We start from the raw sequence: 16,073 nt of genomic DNA, 5'->3' as shown, positions 1-16,073 counted from the left end.
GGATGGCTAAGAAGGCGTTGATCGCCAAGGCGAACCGGAAGCCGAAGTTCGCTGTTCGCGCGTATACTCGTTGCTCGCGGTGCGGTCGCCCGCGTGCCGTCTTCCGGAAGTTCGGCCTGTGCCGTATCTGCTTCCGCGAGATGGCGCACCGGGGCGAGCTCCCGGGCATCAGCAAGTCGAGCTGGTAAGTCCCCACCGGGCCGACCTTCGGGTCGGCCCGGGGACCCGCCCGGTGAAGAGCCGGGCCTCATACGAAGCGGATGGTAGGGCACGACCACCCCGCGCATAGGCGACCGAGTGAGCGGAGTCGTCGATCTCCGAGGGCCGAAAACGGCCGGACGGGATCGGCGGCGAAGCGAACGAGGAGCCCGAGCGCGGGGAGAACGCAGTACCACCGTGAAGAACGCCGGGCCTGAGCCGCCGCCGTCGAGACGGCGCACGCGGCCGGGCGCGGTAGATCATATAGGGAATGAACCGACAGGGCACGGTGACCGCTCCGGTGGCACGGTGCCCGCGACCACGCCGTAGGTCCTAGAGGAACCGGCGCGTTCTCGGGCGCGCTGGAACAGGCTGCACTGGACAGTCCTGTCCTTGGGGAAACCGCGGTGAGGAAGGGCCTATCGGCCATGACGATGACCGACCCGATCGCAGACATGCTGACGCGTCTGCGTAACGCGAATTCGGCGTACCACGAGAGTGTGTCAATGCCGTATTCCAAGATCAAGGCGCACATCGCCGAGATCCTCCAGCAGGAGGGGTACGTGCAGGGCTGGCGTACCGAGGAAGCCCCCGTTGGCAAGAACCTCGTGGTGGACCTGAAGTACGGGCCCACGCGTGAGCGTTCGATCGCCGGCGTGCGCCGGGTTTCCAAGCCGGGTCTCCGGGTCTACGCGAAGAAGGAGAACCTTCCGCGTGTCCTGGGTGGCCTCGGCGTTGCCATCATTTCGACGTCCGGCGGCCTGATGACGGACAAGCAGGCCAAGAAGCGTGGCGTGGGCGGCGAAGTCCTCGCCTACGTCTGGTAAAGGGAGAGATTTCAGCATGTCGCGAATCGGTCGACTGCCGATCTCGGTCCCGAAGGGCGTCGAAGTCACGATTGACGGGCAAGACGTCAAAGTCAAGGGGCCGAAGGGCGAACTGTCGCACACTGTCGCCGCTCCGATCACCGTCTCGCAAGAAGACGGCGCGATCACGGTGGTGCGTCCCGACGACAAGCCCGAGAACCGGTCGCTGCACGGGCTGACCCGTGCTCTGATCGCCAACCTCGTCGAGGGCGTGTCCCAGGGATTCACCAAGACGCTGGAGATCCACGGGGTCGGTTACCGCGTCCAGGCGAAGGGCTCCAACCTGGAGTTCTCGCTGGGCTACAGCCACCCCGTCGTTGTGGAGCCGCCGGAAGGCATCAGCTTCCGCGTGGAGAAGCCGACCCTGCTGCACGTCGACGGTATTGACAAGCAGCTTGTGGGCCAGGTCGCTGCCAACATTCGCAGCCTGCGCAAGCCTGACCCGTACAAGGCCAAGGGCGTGCGGTACAAGGGTGAGCACATCCGCCGCAAGGCCGGAAAGGCGGGTAAGTAAGCATGGGCAAGGCAATGACGCTGGTGCGCAAGGGCACGAGCAAGCGTGCGGCGTCCCGTGCGCGGCGGCACCTGCGGATCCGCAAGAAGGTCACGGGCACACCGGCGCGTCCGCGCCTGGTCGTGACCCGCTCCTCGAAGCACATGATCGCGCAGATCGTGGACGACACCGTGGGCCACACCCTGGTGTCGGCCTCCACGATGGACCCGAGCATCCGCTCGGTCGAGGGCAAGAAGACCGAGAAGTCGCAGAAGGTCGGCGAGCTCATCGCGCAGCGCGCCAAGGAAGCCGGTATTTCCGCGGTCGTCTTCGACCGCGGCGGCAACCAGTACACGGGCAGGATCGCCGCGCTGGCCGAAAGCGCGCGTTCCGGCGGGCTGGAGTTCTAAGGTGACGAACTCTCAGCTGGGAAACATCGACGGGAAGAGGAACCACTGATGGCTGCAGCTCCGCGGCGCGGCGCCGGTGGCGAGCGGCGTGACCGCCGTGACGATCGCCGCGGCGGCGCCGCAGACAAGGGTGTCTCCTACATCGAAAAAGTTGTGACCATCAACCGGGTCGCCAAGGTCGTCAAGGGTGGTCGGCGCTTCAGCTTCACCGCCCTGGTCGTCGTCGGTGACGGTAACGGCATGGTCGGTGTGGGTTACGGCAAGGCGAAGGAAGTTCCGGCCGCTATCGCCAAGGGTGTCGAGGAGGCGAAGAAGAACTTCTTCCGCGTCCCGCGCATCGCCGGCACGATCACGCACCGGGTCCAGGGCGAGGACGCCGCCGGCGTCGTCCTCCTGCGTCCCGCGGCTCCCGGTACCGGTGTTATCGCCGGTGGCCCGGTCCGCGCGGTGCTGGAGTGCGCCGGCATCCACGACGTCCTGAGCAAGTCGCTCGGTTCGTCGAACCCGCTGAACATCGTCCACGCCACGGTCGCGGCTCTCAAGGATCTGAGCCGTCCCGAGGAGATCGCGGCCCGCCGCGGTCTGCCCATCGAGGACGTCGCTCCGGCCGCTATGCTGCGCGCCCGTGCGGAAGCGAAGGCGGGGGCCTAATCATGGCGAAGTTGAAGATCACGCAGGTCCGCTCGAAGATCGGCGGCAAGCAGAAGCAGCACGACAGCCTGCGTTCGCTCGGTCTCGGCCGGATCGGCAAGGCCGTTATCCGTGAGGACCGTCCCGAGGTTCGCGGGCAGATCAACGTCGTGGCGCACCTCATCTCTGTTGAGGAGGTCAGCGAATGAGTGACTCCGGCGAGCTGCTCAAGCTTCACCACCTCCGTCCGGCTCCGGGCTCCAACAAGGCCAAGATCCGCAAGGGTCGCGGCGAGGCGTCCAAGGGCAAGACGGCCGGTCGTGGTACCAAGGGCACCAAGGCTCGTTCCACCGTCCCGGCCGGCTTCGAGGGCGGCCAGATGCCCCTCATCCGCCGGGTGCCGAAGCTCAAGGGCTTCAGCAACGCCAGGTTCAAGAAGACCTACCAGGTCGTCAACCTGGACAAGCTCAGCGAGCTGTACCCGGAGGGTGGCGAGGTCACCATCGACAGCCTGGTCGCCAAGGGCGCGGTTCGCAAGAACCAGCCCGTCAAGGTGCTGGGCACGGGGGAGATCTCGGTGGCCGTCTCTGTGAGCGCCAACGCGTTCTCCACGTCCGCCAAGGAGAAGATCACCGCCGCCGGTGGCACTGTCACCGAGGTCTAGGGATCATCCCCACGTGCGTGCGAAAGGGCGTCCGCCATCCCACCCGATGGGACCGGCGGGCGCCCTCGCTGGCTTTGCGGGGGATTTGCACGGTGATGTGCGGCTACCTCGGGGGCGGAACGATTGGCCGTGGCCGATCGTTAGCATCCCGATCCCGCCTGACCGTGCGATGACTGTTACAGTTCCCTATTGCATTGCTTGCGATCCACGCCGTGAGAGATCTTCTCGCGTGAACACAGAGAAGATCGAAATGGCGTGGATCGCTACTGCTCGACCGATTTAATCGAGGAATTGAAGAGTTCCGGGCAGACGCTCGGGGCTGACGCTCTACGACGATTCAGGATCGGCCGCGATGTCTCGAACCGGTTCCGCCGCCGAAGCCTCGCAGGAGGAGACGTGCTAGGTGCGTTCGTCCGTGCGTTCCGCACGCCTGACCTGCGTAACAAGCTGCTGTTCACACTGTTCATCCTGACCATCTTCCGCCTTGGATCGGTGATCCCGGCCCCAGGCATCAACTCGGCGGCGATCAGAGACCAGCTTGAGGCCGTCCAGCAGTCGGACGCCGCTGGCGTCTACGCGCTGATCAACCTCTTCAGCGGTGGCGCGTTGCTGCAGCTGGCGGTGTTCGCGTTGGGCATCATGCCCTATATCACCGCGAGCATCATCATCAACCTGCTCACGGTGGTCATCCCACGGCTGGAGGCGCTGAAGAAGGAGGGCCAGGCCGGGCAGACCAAGATCACGCAGTACACGCGTTATCTGACGCTGGCCCTGGCGGTCCTGCAGTCCACCAGCATCATCGCGATGGCGCGGACGGGGCAGCTGTTCCAGCAGCAGATCCCGGTGAACTCCTACATGCCCAACCAGGACCTGCTGACCCTGGTGACCATCGTCTTCGTGATGACCGCGGGAACCGGCATCATCATGTGGTTCGGTGAGCTGATCACCGAGCGCGGCGTCGGCAACGGCATGTCGCTGCTGATCTTCACCCAGGTGATCGCGACCTTCCCGTCCGCCATCATGACGATTTTCCAGGAGCAGGAGACCTGGATCTTCGCGCTGATCGTCATCGCCGGCATCGTTCTGATCGCGGGCGTGGTCTTCATCGAGCAGGCGCAGCGCCGCATCCCCGTGCAGTACGCCAAGCGGATGGTCGGGCGCCGGATGTACGGCGGCAGCTCCACCTACATCCCGCTGAAGGTGAACCAGGCCGGCATCATCCCGGTCATCTTCGCCTCCTCGCTGCTGTACCTGCCCCAGCTGGCCATCGGTCTCATGGGCCGGGACTCGGACAACGTCGTTGTGAGGTTCCTCTCCGAGTACTTCGTCACCGGCGCCCATCCGGTCTACATGGCCACATTCTTCGTACTGATCGTTGGTTTTGCCTTCTTCTACGTGGCGATTACCTTCAACCCCACTGAAGTGGCCGACAACATGAAGAAGTACGGTGGGTTCATCCCGGGGATCCGTCCGGGGCGTCCGACCGCGGAGTACCTCGACTACGTGCTCACGCGGCTCACGACGCCCGGGTCGCTCTACCTCGGGCTGATCGCTCTGCTGCCGATGATCGCGATGGGTGCCTCCGGTGCCACGCAGAACTTCCCCTTCGGTGGTACGAGCATCCTGATCATGGTCGGTGTCGGGCTGGACACGGTGAAACAGATCGAGAGTCACCTCCAGCAGAGGAACTACGAAGGTTTTCTGCGATAGTGCGTGCCGTATTGGTGGGACCGCCGGGTGCCGGTAAGGGTACCCAGGCCCAGATCCTGGCGTCAGAATTGTCGATTCCGAAGGTGTCCACGGGTGACATCTTCCGTGCCAACGTGAGCGGCGGCACCGAGCTTGGCAAGCAGGCCAAGGCGTACATGGACCGGGGCGACCTGGTTCCCGACGAGGTCACCAACGCGATGGTCCGCGACCGTCTCGGCCAGGAGGACGCCCAGGGCGGTTTCCTGCTGGACGGATTCCCGCGCAATGTCGCCCAGGCGGAGACCCTGAACAAGATCCTCGACGACATGGGCGAGCGCCTCGACGCGGTGCTCGAACTCCAGGTCGATGAGGAGGAGGTCGTCAAGCGGCTGTCGGGGCGCCGGTCCTGCCGGAACTGCGGTCACGTGCAGCACGTGCTGTACGACCCGCCGAAGCGGGAGGGCGTGTGCGATGTCTGCGGCGGTGAGCTGTTCCAGCGGGACGACGACCAGGAGGAGACCATCCGGCACCGCCTGCAGGTCTACCGGGAGCAGACCGCCCCGCTGGTCTCGTTCTACGAGGGCGGGGGGCTTCTCGTGTCGATTCAGGCGACCGGCGCGGTCGAGGACGTCACCGCGCGAGCCAAGGAAGCGCTGAGGGCCAAGGACTGATGTTCCGCAAGGGTGAACCCGCGGTCCAGCTCAAGAGCGAGACCGAGATCGCGAAGATGCGGGCGGCGGGCCGGGTCGTGGCCCGCACGCTCGATCTGCTGCGTTCCTCCGTCGAACCCGGCATGACCACGCTGGACCTCGACGCGATCGCGGAGCGCAGCATCCGCGATTCCGGGGCGGTGCCCTCGTTCAAGGGCTACCACGGCTTCCCGGGGTCGATCTGCGCTTCGGTGAACGAGGAGGTCGTGCACGGCATCCCGCGCGACACCAAGGTGCTGGAGACCGGGGACATCATCTCCATCGACTGCGGTGCCATCCTCGACGGGTGGCACGGGGACTCGGCGATCACGGTCGCGGTGGGGGAGATCAGCGAGGCCGACCAGCGCCTGCTGGAGGTCTGCGAGGAGTCCATGTGGCAGGGCATCGCCCAGCTGCGCCCCGGCAAGCGGCTCGGTGACATCGGGCACGCCGTCGACTCCTACATCCGCTCCCAGAGCCGGTACGGCAACGTGCAGGAGTACGGGGGGCACGGCATCGGCACCGAGATGCACATGGAACCGCATGTGCTGAACCACGGGCGGCCGGGCAAGGGCCTGCGGCTGACCGAGGGCATGTGCCTGGCCATCGAGCCGATGACCAACCACGGAAGCCGGCACGTCGTGCAGTTGGAGGACGGCTGGACGGTCGTCACGCGCGACGGCCAGCGCTCGGCCCACTTCGAGCACTCGGTCGCAATCACCGCCGACGGCCCCCTCGTCCTCACCGCTCGCGAGGAGAACCGCGCGAAGATCGCCGAAATGGGCTTTGCGGCCCCCGGCTTCTGATGCTCGGGACTGAGGGGCCCCGGTTCGGTCGCTAGGATGGCCGCGTGGCCATCCGGCCCCCGTTCAGTCGTCGAGGATGGTGTGAGTGGTGTCCGAGTCAGCGCCGGAGATCAGGGCTTCCGACACCGATCGCGATCGTGTGGCCAAGCTTCTGCAGGAGCACTTCGCCCAGGGGCGGCTGGACAACGACGAGTTCAGCACCCGGCTGGAGAGCGCTTACCGGGCGCGCACCATCGGTGAACTCGACCCGCTCACGCGCGACCTCCCGGAACGCGACCTCACCGAGAACCGCCATGCCGCCGAGGGACGCGCGGTCCGGAAGGGACGACGGGGCGGGGGAGCGGCCTCCGAGCGCTCCACGCAGGCGGGCGACCTGCTGAAGGATCCCGCCCTGCTGATCCCCTGGGGGCTGTGGGCCGGGGTCAACGCCGTCTGCTTCTCGGTCTGGGCGATTCTGTACCTCACCGGCACCACCGAGGGCTATCCGTGGTTCCTGTGGGTGCTCGTGCCATGGGGGATGATTATGCTGCTGATCACCCTGGCGCTGCTCTTCACCCAGACGGGGTCCGGCCGGGCGGACGGCGACTGACCGCCTTTCGGGCGGAGACAGAGGCGGCGGAGGCCGGCGCCAGCGCCGGCACCGTCGGCACAGCGGAACGGCACCGCCGTTCCGCGGCACGTTACGTGCCCTTGTCAAGAGCACTCGTCTGAGCACGCTAGACTAGCTGTGCCCACACTCGGGCTGTTGGGTCAGGCTGCCTGAAATCGCATCCGCTCGGTTCCTCGACGTATGCTGACGCAGTTGACCTGATTTCTCAGTGTTCGATTCAGCAAATGGTACCGGGCCGGCAGCGGCCCCGCCTCGTGCTCTCTGTGGCCACGGGGCTGATTCCGAAGCGTGGAGGATATGGCTAAGAAAGACGGCGCCATCGAGATCGAGGGCTCCGTTATCGAGTCCCTGCCCAACGCTATGTTCCGAGTGGAGCTCGACAACGGGCACAAGGTGCTTGCCCACATCAGCGGCAAGATGCGGATGCACTACATCCGTATCCTCCCCGACGACCGCGTCGTGGTGGAGCTGAGCCCGTACGACCTCACGCGCGGGCGCATCGTTTACCGCTACAAGTAGGCCCTCGCGCGGCGGCCGCCTTCCCGGTGGGAGACGGCGTAGCGTGACGGCATGAGTTCGGAGACACCATGAAGGTCAAGCCGAGCGTCAAGAAGATCTGCGCGAAGTGCCGTGTCATCAGCCGCAAGGGCCGAGTCATGGTCATTTGCTCGGACCCGCGCCACAAGCAGCGTCAGGGCTGACGGCCGCTTCTTGACAGGCTCGTCCGCCACGCGGGCGTTGGACGTCCGCGCTTGGGCGGCGAAGAAGAAGCTGTAGAAGTCTCGTTCCATCTCCTCGATCCGCGGACCGCCGCGGCGCTGGAGATAACCCCCGGTCGGAGGCCGGGGCCTCGTCGATTGGGCGACGAGAGGGTTGAGGAACGGGAAAGACCTCCGCACTAGTACGAAGGAGTTCGCCCACATGGCACGCGTTGCCGGCGTTGACATCCCCCGCGACAAGCGGGTGGAGGTCGCTCTCACTTATGTTTTCGGGGTTGGGCGCACCCGCGCGATCGAGACCCTGAAGAACACGGGCGTCGACCCGCACACCCGCGTCCACCAGCTCACCGAGGACCAGCTGGTGAAGATTCGCGACTACATCGACGCCAACTTCAAGGTCGAAGGTGACCTCCGCCGTGAGGTCCAGGCCGACATTCGGCGCAAGATGGAGATCGGCTGCTACCAGGGCATCCGGCACCGTCGCGGCCTGCCGGTCCACGGCCAGCGGACGCAGACTAACGCGCGTACCCGCAAGGGCAAGAAGAAGACCGTGGCCGGCAAGAAGAAGGCCGGCAAGAAGTAGTCCGTCCGGACGTAAGCCAGCAGCTTCGAGTCCGGAAACGCCAACGGACCGATGATCTTGGGAGTAGTCAGGTATGCCGCCTAAGGGCCGTCAGCAGGGCGCCGCGCGTAAGGTGCGCCGCAAGGAAAAGAAGAATATTGTCCACGGGCACGCTCACATCAAGAGCACGTTCAACAACACGATCGTGAGCATCACCGACCCGACGGGTGCGGTGATCTCGTGGGCGAGCTCCGGACAGGTCGGCTTCAAGGGCTCGCGCAAGTCCACCCCCTTCGCCGCGCAGATGGCCGCCGAGGCCGCCGCGCGCCGCGCCCAGGAGCACGGGGTGCGCAAGGTGGACGTCTTCGTGAAGGGCCCCGGCTCCGGCCGTGAGACCGCGATCCGCTCGCTCCAGGCCACCGGCCTGGAGGTGGGCTCGATCCAGGACGTGACGCCGGTTCCGCACAACGGCTGCCGTCCGCCGAAGCGCCGCCGGGTCTGACCCGCCCGTCGACCGCGCTGTTCTCGCGGGCCCTGCCTCAGGGCCCGCGAGTCCGGGTATGAGGTAATCAGGCTTCGTGTTCGCGGAGCCGTCCAGTGGCCGTCATATAGCGGGCGGCCGTGGGAAAGGAATCACGGACCATGTTGATCGCTCAGCGTCCGACGCTCTCCGAGGAGTCGCTCGCGGAGTACCGCTCCAAGTTCGTCATCGAACCCCTGGAGCCGGGCTTCGGGTACACCATCGGAAACTCGCTTCGGCGGACCCTGCTCTCGTCCATCCCCGGTGCCGCTGTCACCAGCATCCGCATCGAGGGCGTGGAGCACGAGTTCACCACCGTTCCCGGTGTCAAGGAAGACGTCACCGAGATCATTCTGAACCTCAAGGGCCTCGTCGTGAGTTCCGAGCACGACGAGCCGGTGCTGATGTACCTGCGCAAGCAGGGCCCGGGTGTCGTCACCGCCGCGGACATCGCTCCGCCGGCGGGTGTCGAGGTGCATAACCCCGACCTGCACATCGCGACGCTCAACGGCAAGGGCAAGCTGGAGATGGAGCTGACGGTCGAGCGTGGCCGCGGTTACGTCTCGGCCGCGCAGAACAAGCAGCTGGGCCAGGAGATCGGGCGCATCCCGATCGACTCGATCTACTCGCCGGTCCTGCGGGTCACCTACAAGGTCGAGGCCACCCGTGTCGAGCAGCGCACCGACTTCGACCGGCTGATCGTCGACATCGAGACCAAGCCGGCTATCCGGCCGCGCGACGCCGTCGCGAGCGCCGGAAAGACCCTGGTCGAGCTGTTCGGTCTGGCCCGTGAGCTCAACGTCGACGCCGAGGGCATCGACATGGGCCCCTCGCCGACGGACGCCGCTCTGGCGGCCGACCTGGCGCTGCCGATCGAGGACCTCAACCTCACGGTCCGTTCCTACAACTGCCTCAAGCGCGAGGGCATCCACAGCGTCGGCGAGCTCGTCGCACGCTCCGAGCAGGACCTTCTCGATATAAGGAATTTCGGCGCGAAGTCCATCGAAGAGGTCAAGCAGAAGCTCATCGACATGGGCCTCTCGCTCAAGGACTCCCCGCCCGGATTCGACCCGAGCAGCGCGGCCGACTCCTACGGTTCCGACGACGATGACCAGTCCTTCGTCGAAACCGAGCAGTACTAGAAGACGTCGCCCAATGGTCCACGGCCGAGTGCCTGGTCGAGGACCGCATCATTAGGAGAACGACACCATGCCCACGCCAACGAAGGGGCCTCGCCTGGGGGCCGGCCCGGCCCACGAGCGGCTCATGCTGGCGAACTTGGCGACCGCGCTGTTCCAGCATGGCCGCATCAAGACCACCGAGGCCAAGGCCAAGCGGCTGCGTCCGTACGCCGAGAAGCTGATCACCCTGGGCAAGCGGGGCGACCTGCACGCGCGTCGCCAGGTGCTGACCAAGATCAGCGACAAGTCGGTCGTGCACGAGCTGTTCACCGAGATCGGCCCGCGCTACGAGAACCGCAACGGCGGGTACACCCGGATCACCAAGATCGGTCCGCGCAAGGGCGACAACGCCCCGATGGCCGTGATCGAGCTGGTCGAGGCCCTGTCCGCTCCGGCCGCCACGACCGTCCCGGCCGAGCCGGCCGCGGAGAAGGCGACCGAAGCCAAGGCCGAGGAAGCCAAGGCCGACGAGACCACCGAGGCTCCGGCCGAGGCGGAGGCCAAGGCCGACGAGGCCACCGAGGAGAAGTAGGAGCGCTCCGCGTTCTCGCCTCATCGGCGAGCGGCCCCACGCCGACGCGGTCGGCGTGAGCGCCGTACTCATCGCCTTGCGCGACGAAGTGCCCGATCCCCGCGCCGGGGGCCGGGCACTTCGTGCGTTGGGAACCGCGGAGGGGCCGCAGGGGCACAGCCGCACCGGGAACGCGGACGCCGTCGGCACGACGGCGGATTCCCACACGAGACCTCGACGATCCAGGAGACGACAGATGCACGACCCGGCGTCGCCCGCACCGAGCACGCCCGAGCTCCTCCGCCTGCGGCTGGACATCGCCTACGACGGCACCGACTTCTCCGGGTGGGCCGAGCAGCCGGGACGGCGAACGGTCCAGGGCGAACTGCAGTCCGCCCTGGCACGCGTGTTGCGCCTGGACGGCGTTCAGTTGACCGTGGCCGGGCGAACGGACGCCGGGGTGCATGCGCGTGGGCAGGTGGCCCATCTGGACGCCCCTGTGGATCTGTGGGCCGCTGAGGGCGATCGTCTCCTGCGCCGTCTGGCGGGCGTCCTCCCCGCCGACGTCCGCGTCCGCGCCGCGGCCCCGGCCCCCGCGGGATTCGACGCGCGCTTCTCCCCGCTGTACCGCCGCTACGTCTACCGGGTCAGTGACGCCCCGGGCGGCGTCGACCCGCTGCGCCGGCGCGACGTCCTGTGGCACAAGCGCCCCCTCGACCTGGACCGCATGAACCAGGCGGCCGCCGAACTCCTCGGCGAACACGACTTCGCCGCCTACTGCCGCAAGCGCGAGGGTGCCACGACCATCCGCGAACTGCAGCGCCTGGAGTGGGTGCGCGAGGACGACCACCTCTACGCCGGCACCGTCCAGGCCGACGCCTTCTGCCACAACATGGTCCGCGCCCTGGTCGGCGCCCTCCTCGCTGTCGGCGAGGGCCGCCGCGACACATCCTGGCCCGGGACCGTCCTCAGCGCCGGGGTCCGGGATTCGGCCGTCCACGTCGTCCCACCCCACGGCCTCTGCCTGGAGGAGATCCGCTACCCCGCCGACCCCGACCTGGCCACCCGCGCTACCGCCACCCGCAGAGTGCGGACCCTGTCCGGTAGCTAGGACACGGAGAGTCCCGGGGCCCGCTGGGCGGCCTTGTCGGCGTTCGGCTCTTTTGATGTTCTTGGGTGAAAAGCGGCACCCAGGGCAGAGGGGCTGGTCGCACCGGTCGCGTGAGGGCTGCGGCCGGGCGGGGTCGCGGCGGCGGCCCGCACCGCCGGGCACCTTCCCGGTGGAGCGGCAAAGGCGGCAGCGACGGCGGCGGGGGTGGCGCGCCCCTCACCGACGCCCGGGCGGGCCATCCGGGCGGCCCGGAAGTCGGATTGCGGGCCGCCGGACGCCTGGTATGCCCGGATTGTCACAAGTTCCCCGCGGTGATCATGGGAACGGTCCCGGTTCTGTCCGTTTTTCCGGGACTATCCCCATGATCATCGCTAGAGGCTGCCCCCCCCAGCCCCCTCCGCCCTCGGTGCCGCTTTTCACCACAGGGCACCGGAAGGGATTGCAGCGGACCAGGCCGCCCAGCGGACCCCCGTCCCTGCCCGCTTCTGGCGGTGATCACGGCGGTCGTCGTCGGGCGAGGTCCGTTGCCGTGACCGGATCCCGTGATCACCGTTGGGTGTGCGGCTCGGGGTGGCGGTGTCAGTCGACGTTCTCGGCGAGGGACTCCAGGGAGCTGCTGGTGAACCCGTCGCTCAGCTCGGCCAGTTCGGGGTCGTCTCCCTCGGGGGCGCGGCCGTCGCTGTTGGCGGCGAGGGTGAAGACCAGGTAGGGGCCCCACTGGGCGCCGGAGGCGTGGCCTCCGGCGAAGCCCATGCGTTCGGTGCCGGTGTCGTCCTTGCCCTTCAGCCCGGCGAACCATGTGGTTGTGCCAAGGTCCTGGGCCTCCTGGGCCGCTGCCGCGTTGTCCGGGGACGGCAGCGCGGCGACGCCGGTGGTGACCGCGCGGCGGGCGTCCGCGTCGACGTAGGTCGCGCGGATGAGCTGCTGGCAGCCGTTGTCCTTGAGGACGTCGCCATAGCCGCCGTGGGTGGCGGTCTCGCACTGGTCGCCGGTGTCATCCGTGATGACCCGTTCGAACTTCACGCCCTCGACCTCGATGTTCTCCGGGAACAACGCGCCGGTTTCGAGGGAGGCGGGCGCGTCGGGCGCGGCGGCCTCCCCACCCCCGGTCAGGCCGGTGTCCGAGCCGCCCGAGCCGCTGCGGCTGGCGATCACGAACGCGCCCCCGCCGCCGATCAGGAGGAGCGCGACGAACCCGGCGCCCAGCAGGATGCCCTGCTTCCTGCCGCTCTTGCCGCCGCGGCGGCGGCCCCGCTCGCGGGCGGGGGCGGAGGCGGGGACGTCGCCGACGTCCATGCCGGACAGGTCGATCTCGGCGGTGCGCTCGTAGGTGGCGGCGCCCTGGCGGGTCTCGTCCCGGAACATGGGCAGGCCGCCGAAGTCGTCGTCGACCGGGGGGATGGCCTGGGTCGCGTTGTCTTCGGTGACGGAGTTGATGGTGTGGGTGGCCGCACCGGCGTCGGGAGGAACGACGGGATCGTCCGCTGGGACGGACTCCGCGTCGGGCGCGGGTGCGCCGGGATGCAGGACGCGCCCTTGCAGCGGGTGGTGTGGTCCGCTGGTCGCCTGCGACGGCCGGGGCTGCCCGTCCATGGGCTGGTGGTGCGGTGCACCGCTGCCCGGGAACTGCTGCGGCCCTCCCCACGGCTGCTGCCCTCCGGTCGGCCCGCCCATGGGGGGCTGTTGGCCACCGGTCGACGGTCCCGCACCGGGCTGGCCTCCCGTCGGCGCTCCGGTGGGCGGGTGCGGGGGGAGTCCGTGCGGGGGTGGTGACTCGGGCTGTTGCTGATGCGGATGTGCTGGCTGCTGTGGACTGGGACCACCCTGGACGGGCGGTGGTGCGGCCGGGCCGGGGCGCCGCGGTGCCCCCTCGGCCCCGGGCGGAAGCGCGGGACGCTGTGCCTGGGGCGGTCCGGGCGGTGGCGGAGGTGCCCCCAGAGCGTCGCCTTGGTGCGGCTGGGGGGCCGAGGGCCCGTGCGGGCTCGGCCTCGGGGGGTGCTGTGGTCCCGGCGGCCGCGCTCCGGTCTGCGGTTGCTGGGGTGAACCGAGGGGGCCGCTCGCGGGCGGAGTTGGCTGTGTCGGGGGCTGGCCGCCCGTGGGGCGCTGCGCTGCCGGGTGGCCTCCGCTGGGCGGGGGTGTCGGGGAGAGCGGCCGCTGGGGTCCGTTGGGCGGCGGCTGCTGCGCGCCTGGAGCGCCCGGAGCCGGTGCGCCCTGAGGCGTGGCCGGTCCCGATGGGGGACCCGCGTGGCGCGGCCCCGCAGTCGGGGGCGGCGTGGGCGGTCCGGTGTGCTGCGGTCCCACGGCGCCGGGCCCGTTGTGCGGGGGCGGGCCGGGCTGCGGCGGTCGCTGGGTCTGCGCGGGCTCCTCGGCAGGTCCGTTGTTCATGGCGGCGGGCTGCCGCTGATGCCGGCCGTCAGGGCCGGGGCGGCCGTCGGTTGGCTCGTTCGGATGCGGTGCGATGGGAGGCTCCGGAGACTGTCCTGGGGCGGCACTTGGGGGTCGATGACGCGGCCGGTCCGGGGGCCGGGGGCCGTGGTCGTGCGGGGTCTGCGGACCACAGCGGTCGGATGCCGCCCGAGTTCGGGGTGACCTGCTGTGTTCCGAGACGAGGCGCCGACGGATCCGTCCGCGGCTCGTTTGATGTGGGGCATCGAGCGTGCGGCCCGAGGATAACCCGTTATGGGTGTCGAGAGCCGTGATAGGGCGTCTTCCGTCCACGCGGGCGCCCACCGGCGCCGCGCGCGGGCGGGTGGCCGGGCGCGGTGACCGCCGTCCGGTGGTGAGCCGGGGGCGCTCCGGCCGAGCGGCGCGGAAAGCGGCGCTGCCCCGGCCTGTCGGCGCTATGCTCGGATGCTCCGCACGCGACTCTAGCGCCCGGTTCGGGGTGGGAGGTGGGAGTATGGCGGTAATCTCCCGACTCTCCGCGGTTCGCCCGGCCTCAGCGGCTCGATCACCCAGCCTGTGGGCATTGTGGCGGCCGATCGTCGCGGCGCGCGGGTACGCTGCCCCGCGGAACCGGCGCAAGCACTCCACAGGGAGGGCATAATGAAGGTGGAGTAATCGCGGATCGTGGTGTCAGTGCTTGTCGACCCCTGTCAGTGCAGAATCTATGATCATGGGTCATTTTGACTTGCGGTGCACCCGATCGGTAAGATACTTCGTCGTTGTGCGTTGAGTTGCCGTGGGTTCCCACATCTGTTGGATGGGCGCCGGTCACGCATCATCGTCTGCACACTCATCGCCGGCCGGGCCCTCAGACACGTTGAGGCGGCCGGTCCCGTTCATTACGAGTTCCCCATCTCCGCTCGCGGGGGTGGGCCACGCCGACTGAGAAGGCTTACGATCGTGCGCACATTCAGCCCTAAGCCCAGCGATGTCCAGCGTCAGTGGCACGTCATCGACGCCAGCGATGTCGTGCTCGGGCGGCTGGCCAGCCACGTCGCCACGCTGCTCCGAGGCAAGCACAAGACCTACTACGCGCCCCACATCGACACCGGTGACTTCGTGATCATCGTGAATGCCGACAAGGTGGCGCTGACCGGTAAGAAGCTGGAGCAGAAGCGGGCCTACCGGCACTCCGGTTACCCCGGCGGTCTGCGTTCCGTCGCCTACAGCGAGCTGATCGAGAAGCGCCCTGAGCGGGCCATCGAGAAGGCGGTCAAGGGCATGCTGCCGAAGGGCTCCCTTGGTCGGCAGATGGCCAAGAAGCTCAAGGTGTACGCCGGCCCGGAGCACCCGCACCAGGCCCAGAAGCCGGTGCCGTTCGAAATCACCAAGATCGACCAGCCCGCCTAGGCGTTCGCGAGACTGAAGGAAGTACGAGGAGAACCGTGGTCGAGCCCACCGGTATCGAAGACGTCACCACCCAGGACTTCGACGAGAACTCCGACGAGTTCCCGAGCGAGTACACCAGCGAGACGCCCGAGGCGTCCGGTGCGGCTTATGTCCCCACCGCCACCGGCCCGGGCGCCGGCACCGGCCGCCGCAAGCAGGCCATCGCCCGGGTCCGGATCACCCCGGGTTCCGGCGAGTGGAAGGTCAACGGCAAGCCGCTGGCGGACTACTTCCCGGACAAGGTCCACCAGCAGGTCATCAAGGAGCCGCTGGTCGCCCTCGGCTTTGAAGACTCCTATGACGTCTTCGCCCGCCTGAACGGCGGCGGCCCCAGCGGCCAGGCCGGTGCCCTGCGCCACGGCATCGCCCGTGCGCTGGCCGGACTGGACCCGGAGAACAACCGCCCGGCGCTGAAGAAGGCCGGTTACCTGACCCGCGACGCGCGCGAGGTCGAGCGGAAGAAGGCCGGTCTCAAGAAGGCCCGCAAGGCTCCGCAGTTCTCCAAGCGGTAACCACTCCGTCGAGACTCACGAGCACCGTTCATGTCGGTGCCGCACGCGACGGCCCGCCTTGTCCCCTG

21 protein-coding genes are annotated in these 16,073 nt (G+C 68.2%); 20 read left to right on the top strand and 1 reads right to left on the bottom strand.

Going from position 1 to position 16,073, the window contains the following annotated elements; translation table 11 throughout:
• Positions 1–2: 2 nt before the first annotated feature.
• The 18 genes from ABD259_RS09575 to truA all read left to right on the top strand — a co-directional run bounded on the left by ABD259_RS09575 (position 3) and on the right by truA (position 11,659).
• Positions 3–188, top strand: a complete 186-nt coding sequence (locus ABD259_RS09575; protein ID WP_344100404.1) for a type Z 30S ribosomal protein S14 — start codon at positions 3–5, stop codon at positions 186–188.
• 438 nt (positions 189–626) lie between these two features.
• On the top strand, positions 627–1,025 hold the full coding sequence (gene rpsH, locus ABD259_RS09570; RefSeq protein ID WP_344100402.1) for a 30S ribosomal protein S8: 399 nt from the start codon (positions 627–629) through the stop codon (positions 1,023–1,025).
• Positions 1,026–1,041: 16 nt separating this feature from the next.
• Entirely contained in the window at positions 1,042–1,578 is a 537-nt protein-coding gene (gene rplF / locus ABD259_RS09565) for a 50S ribosomal protein L6 (RefSeq protein ID WP_344100400.1), read from the top strand.
• Positions 1,579–1,580: 2 nt separating this feature from the next.
• Entirely contained in the window at positions 1,581–1,967 is a 387-nt protein-coding gene (gene rplR, locus ABD259_RS09560) for a 50S ribosomal protein L18 (protein WP_344100398.1), read from the top strand.
• A 48-nt stretch (positions 1,968–2,015) separates the two neighbouring features.
• Entirely contained in the window at positions 2,016–2,618 is a 603-nt protein-coding gene (rpsE, locus tag ABD259_RS09555) for a 30S ribosomal protein S5 (protein WP_017621554.1), read from the top strand.
• A 2-nt stretch (positions 2,619–2,620) separates the two neighbouring features.
• Entirely contained in the window at positions 2,621–2,806 is a 186-nt protein-coding gene (rpmD, locus tag ABD259_RS09550; RefSeq protein WP_344100395.1) for a 50S ribosomal protein L30, read from the top strand.
• A complete protein-coding gene (gene rplO / locus ABD259_RS09545) occupies positions 2,803–3,261 on the top strand; it encodes a 50S ribosomal protein L15 (RefSeq protein ID WP_344100393.1) in 459 nt (152 codons plus the stop codon). The genes rpmD and rplO overlap by 4 nt, the downstream gene beginning before the upstream one ends.
• A gap of 396 nt (positions 3,262–3,657) precedes the next feature.
• A complete protein-coding gene (gene secY, locus ABD259_RS09540) occupies positions 3,658–4,971 on the top strand; it encodes a preprotein translocase subunit SecY (protein ID WP_344100391.1) in 1,314 nt (437 codons plus the stop codon).
• Positions 4,971–5,621 carry an adenylate kinase gene (locus ABD259_RS09535; RefSeq protein ID WP_344100389.1) on the top strand — a complete coding sequence of 217 codons (651 nt, stop codon included), beginning with the start codon at positions 4,971–4,973 and terminating at the stop codon, positions 5,619–5,621. The genes secY and ABD259_RS09535 overlap by 1 nt, the downstream gene beginning before the upstream one ends.
• Positions 5,621–6,445, top strand: coding sequence for a type I methionyl aminopeptidase (map, locus tag ABD259_RS09530; protein ID WP_344100387.1), 825 nt, complete (start codon positions 5,621–5,623; stop codon positions 6,443–6,445). The genes ABD259_RS09535 and map overlap by 1 nt, the downstream gene beginning before the upstream one ends.
• An 88-nt stretch (positions 6,446–6,533) precedes the next feature.
• A complete protein-coding gene (locus tag ABD259_RS09525) occupies positions 6,534–7,034 on the top strand; it encodes a DUF1707 SHOCT-like domain-containing protein (protein WP_344100385.1) in 501 nt (166 codons plus the stop codon).
• A 318-nt stretch (positions 7,035–7,352) separates the two neighbouring features.
• Positions 7,353–7,574, top strand: coding sequence for a translation initiation factor IF-1 (gene infA / locus ABD259_RS09520; RefSeq protein WP_017593374.1), 222 nt, complete (start codon positions 7,353–7,355; stop codon positions 7,572–7,574).
• Positions 7,575–7,642: 68 nt separating this feature from the next.
• A complete protein-coding gene (rpmJ, locus tag ABD259_RS09515) occupies positions 7,643–7,756 on the top strand; it encodes a 50S ribosomal protein L36 (protein ID WP_344100383.1) in 114 nt (37 codons plus the stop codon).
• A gap of 220 nt (positions 7,757–7,976) precedes the next feature.
• Positions 7,977–8,357, top strand: a complete 381-nt coding sequence (rpsM, locus tag ABD259_RS09510; RefSeq protein ID WP_344100381.1) for a 30S ribosomal protein S13 — start codon at positions 7,977–7,979, stop codon at positions 8,355–8,357.
• 73 nt (positions 8,358–8,430) lie between these two features.
• On the top strand, positions 8,431–8,838 hold the full coding sequence (gene rpsK, locus ABD259_RS09505; protein ID WP_017621562.1) for a 30S ribosomal protein S11: 408 nt from the start codon (positions 8,431–8,433) through the stop codon (positions 8,836–8,838).
• 140 nt (positions 8,839–8,978) lie between these two features.
• Positions 8,979–9,998: a DNA-directed RNA polymerase subunit alpha gene (locus ABD259_RS09500; RefSeq protein ID WP_344100378.1), complete on the top strand. Its 1,020-nt coding sequence runs from the start codon at positions 8,979–8,981 to the stop codon at positions 9,996–9,998.
• Positions 9,999–10,065: 67 nt separating this feature from the next.
• A complete protein-coding gene (rplQ, locus tag ABD259_RS09495) occupies positions 10,066–10,569 on the top strand; it encodes a 50S ribosomal protein L17 (protein ID WP_344100376.1) in 504 nt (167 codons plus the stop codon).
• A 235-nt stretch (positions 10,570–10,804) separates the two neighbouring features.
• Positions 10,805–11,659 carry a tRNA pseudouridine(38-40) synthase TruA gene (gene truA / locus ABD259_RS09490; protein ID WP_344100374.1) on the top strand — a complete coding sequence of 285 codons (855 nt, stop codon included), beginning with the start codon at positions 10,805–10,807 and terminating at the stop codon, positions 11,657–11,659.
• 579 nt (positions 11,660–12,238) lie between these two features.
• On the opposite strand, the gene ABD259_RS09485 is transcribed toward truA, so the two are convergent.
• On the bottom strand, positions 12,239–13,252 hold the full coding sequence (locus ABD259_RS09485) for a hypothetical protein (protein WP_344100372.1): 1,014 nt from the start codon (positions 13,250–13,252) through the stop codon (positions 12,239–12,241).
• Between the two features lie 1,752 nt (positions 13,253–15,004).
• Between ABD259_RS09485 and rplM the strand changes: the two genes are divergently transcribed.
• On the top strand, positions 15,005–15,454 hold the full coding sequence (gene rplM / locus ABD259_RS09480; protein ID WP_344100370.1) for a 50S ribosomal protein L13: 450 nt from the start codon (positions 15,005–15,007) through the stop codon (positions 15,452–15,454).
• Between the two features lie 35 nt (positions 15,455–15,489).
• Positions 15,490–16,005 (top strand): 30S ribosomal protein S9, encoded by a 516-nt coding sequence (gene rpsI, locus ABD259_RS09475; protein ID WP_344100368.1) that lies wholly within the window; start codon positions 15,490–15,492, stop codon positions 16,003–16,005.
• Positions 16,006–16,073 lie beyond the last annotated feature (68 nt).

It is taken from the genome of Nocardiopsis rhodophaea (genome assembly GCF_039530945.1).
Lineage (GTDB): Bacteria > Actinomycetota > Actinomycetes > Streptosporangiales > Streptosporangiaceae > Nocardiopsis_C > Nocardiopsis_C rhodophaea.
The sequence above is the reverse complement of the archived record's forward strand: the minus strand, read 5'-3'. Positions and strand labels throughout refer to the sequence as shown.

What these genes read in the sequence shown, in the direction of transcription:
- truA (WP_344100374.1), top strand. Translation starts at nt 10,805, where the DNA reads ATGCACGACCCGGCGTCGCCCGCACCGAGCACGCCCGAGCTCCTCCGC.
- ABD259_RS09485 (WP_344100372.1), bottom strand. Translation starts at nt 13,252, where the DNA reads ATGGACGGGCAGCCCCGGCCGTCGCAGGCGACCAGCGGACCACACCAC.
- rplF (WP_344100400.1), top strand. Translation starts at nt 1,042, where the DNA reads ATGTCGCGAATCGGTCGACTGCCGATCTCGGTCCCGAAGGGCGTCGAA.
- rpsE (WP_017621554.1), top strand. Translation starts at nt 2,016, where the DNA reads ATGGCTGCAGCTCCGCGGCGCGGCGCCGGTGGCGAGCGGCGTGACCGC.
- ABD259_RS09575 (WP_344100404.1), top strand. Translation starts at nt 3, where the DNA reads ATGGCTAAGAAGGCGTTGATCGCCAAGGCGAACCGGAAGCCGAAGTTC.
- rplQ (WP_344100376.1), top strand. Translation starts at nt 10,066, where the DNA reads ATGCCCACGCCAACGAAGGGGCCTCGCCTGGGGGCCGGCCCGGCCCAC.
- rplR (WP_344100398.1), top strand. Translation starts at nt 1,581, where the DNA reads ATGGGCAAGGCAATGACGCTGGTGCGCAAGGGCACGAGCAAGCGTGCG.
- rpmD (WP_344100395.1), top strand. Translation starts at nt 2,621, where the DNA reads ATGGCGAAGTTGAAGATCACGCAGGTCCGCTCGAAGATCGGCGGCAAG.
- ABD259_RS09500 (WP_344100378.1), top strand. Translation starts at nt 8,979, where the DNA reads ATGTTGATCGCTCAGCGTCCGACGCTCTCCGAGGAGTCGCTCGCGGAG.
- rpmJ (WP_344100383.1), top strand. Translation starts at nt 7,643, where the DNA reads ATGAAGGTCAAGCCGAGCGTCAAGAAGATCTGCGCGAAGTGCCGTGTC.
- rpsK (WP_017621562.1), top strand. Translation starts at nt 8,431, where the DNA reads ATGCCGCCTAAGGGCCGTCAGCAGGGCGCCGCGCGTAAGGTGCGCCGC.
- rpsM (WP_344100381.1), top strand. Translation starts at nt 7,977, where the DNA reads ATGGCACGCGTTGCCGGCGTTGACATCCCCCGCGACAAGCGGGTGGAG.
- infA (WP_017593374.1), top strand. Translation starts at nt 7,353, where the DNA reads ATGGCTAAGAAAGACGGCGCCATCGAGATCGAGGGCTCCGTTATCGAG.
- rpsH (WP_344100402.1), top strand. Translation starts at nt 627, where the DNA reads ATGACGATGACCGACCCGATCGCAGACATGCTGACGCGTCTGCGTAAC.
- rplO (WP_344100393.1), top strand. Translation starts at nt 2,803, where the DNA reads ATGAGTGACTCCGGCGAGCTGCTCAAGCTTCACCACCTCCGTCCGGCT.
- map (WP_344100387.1), top strand. Translation starts at nt 5,621, where the DNA reads ATGTTCCGCAAGGGTGAACCCGCGGTCCAGCTCAAGAGCGAGACCGAG.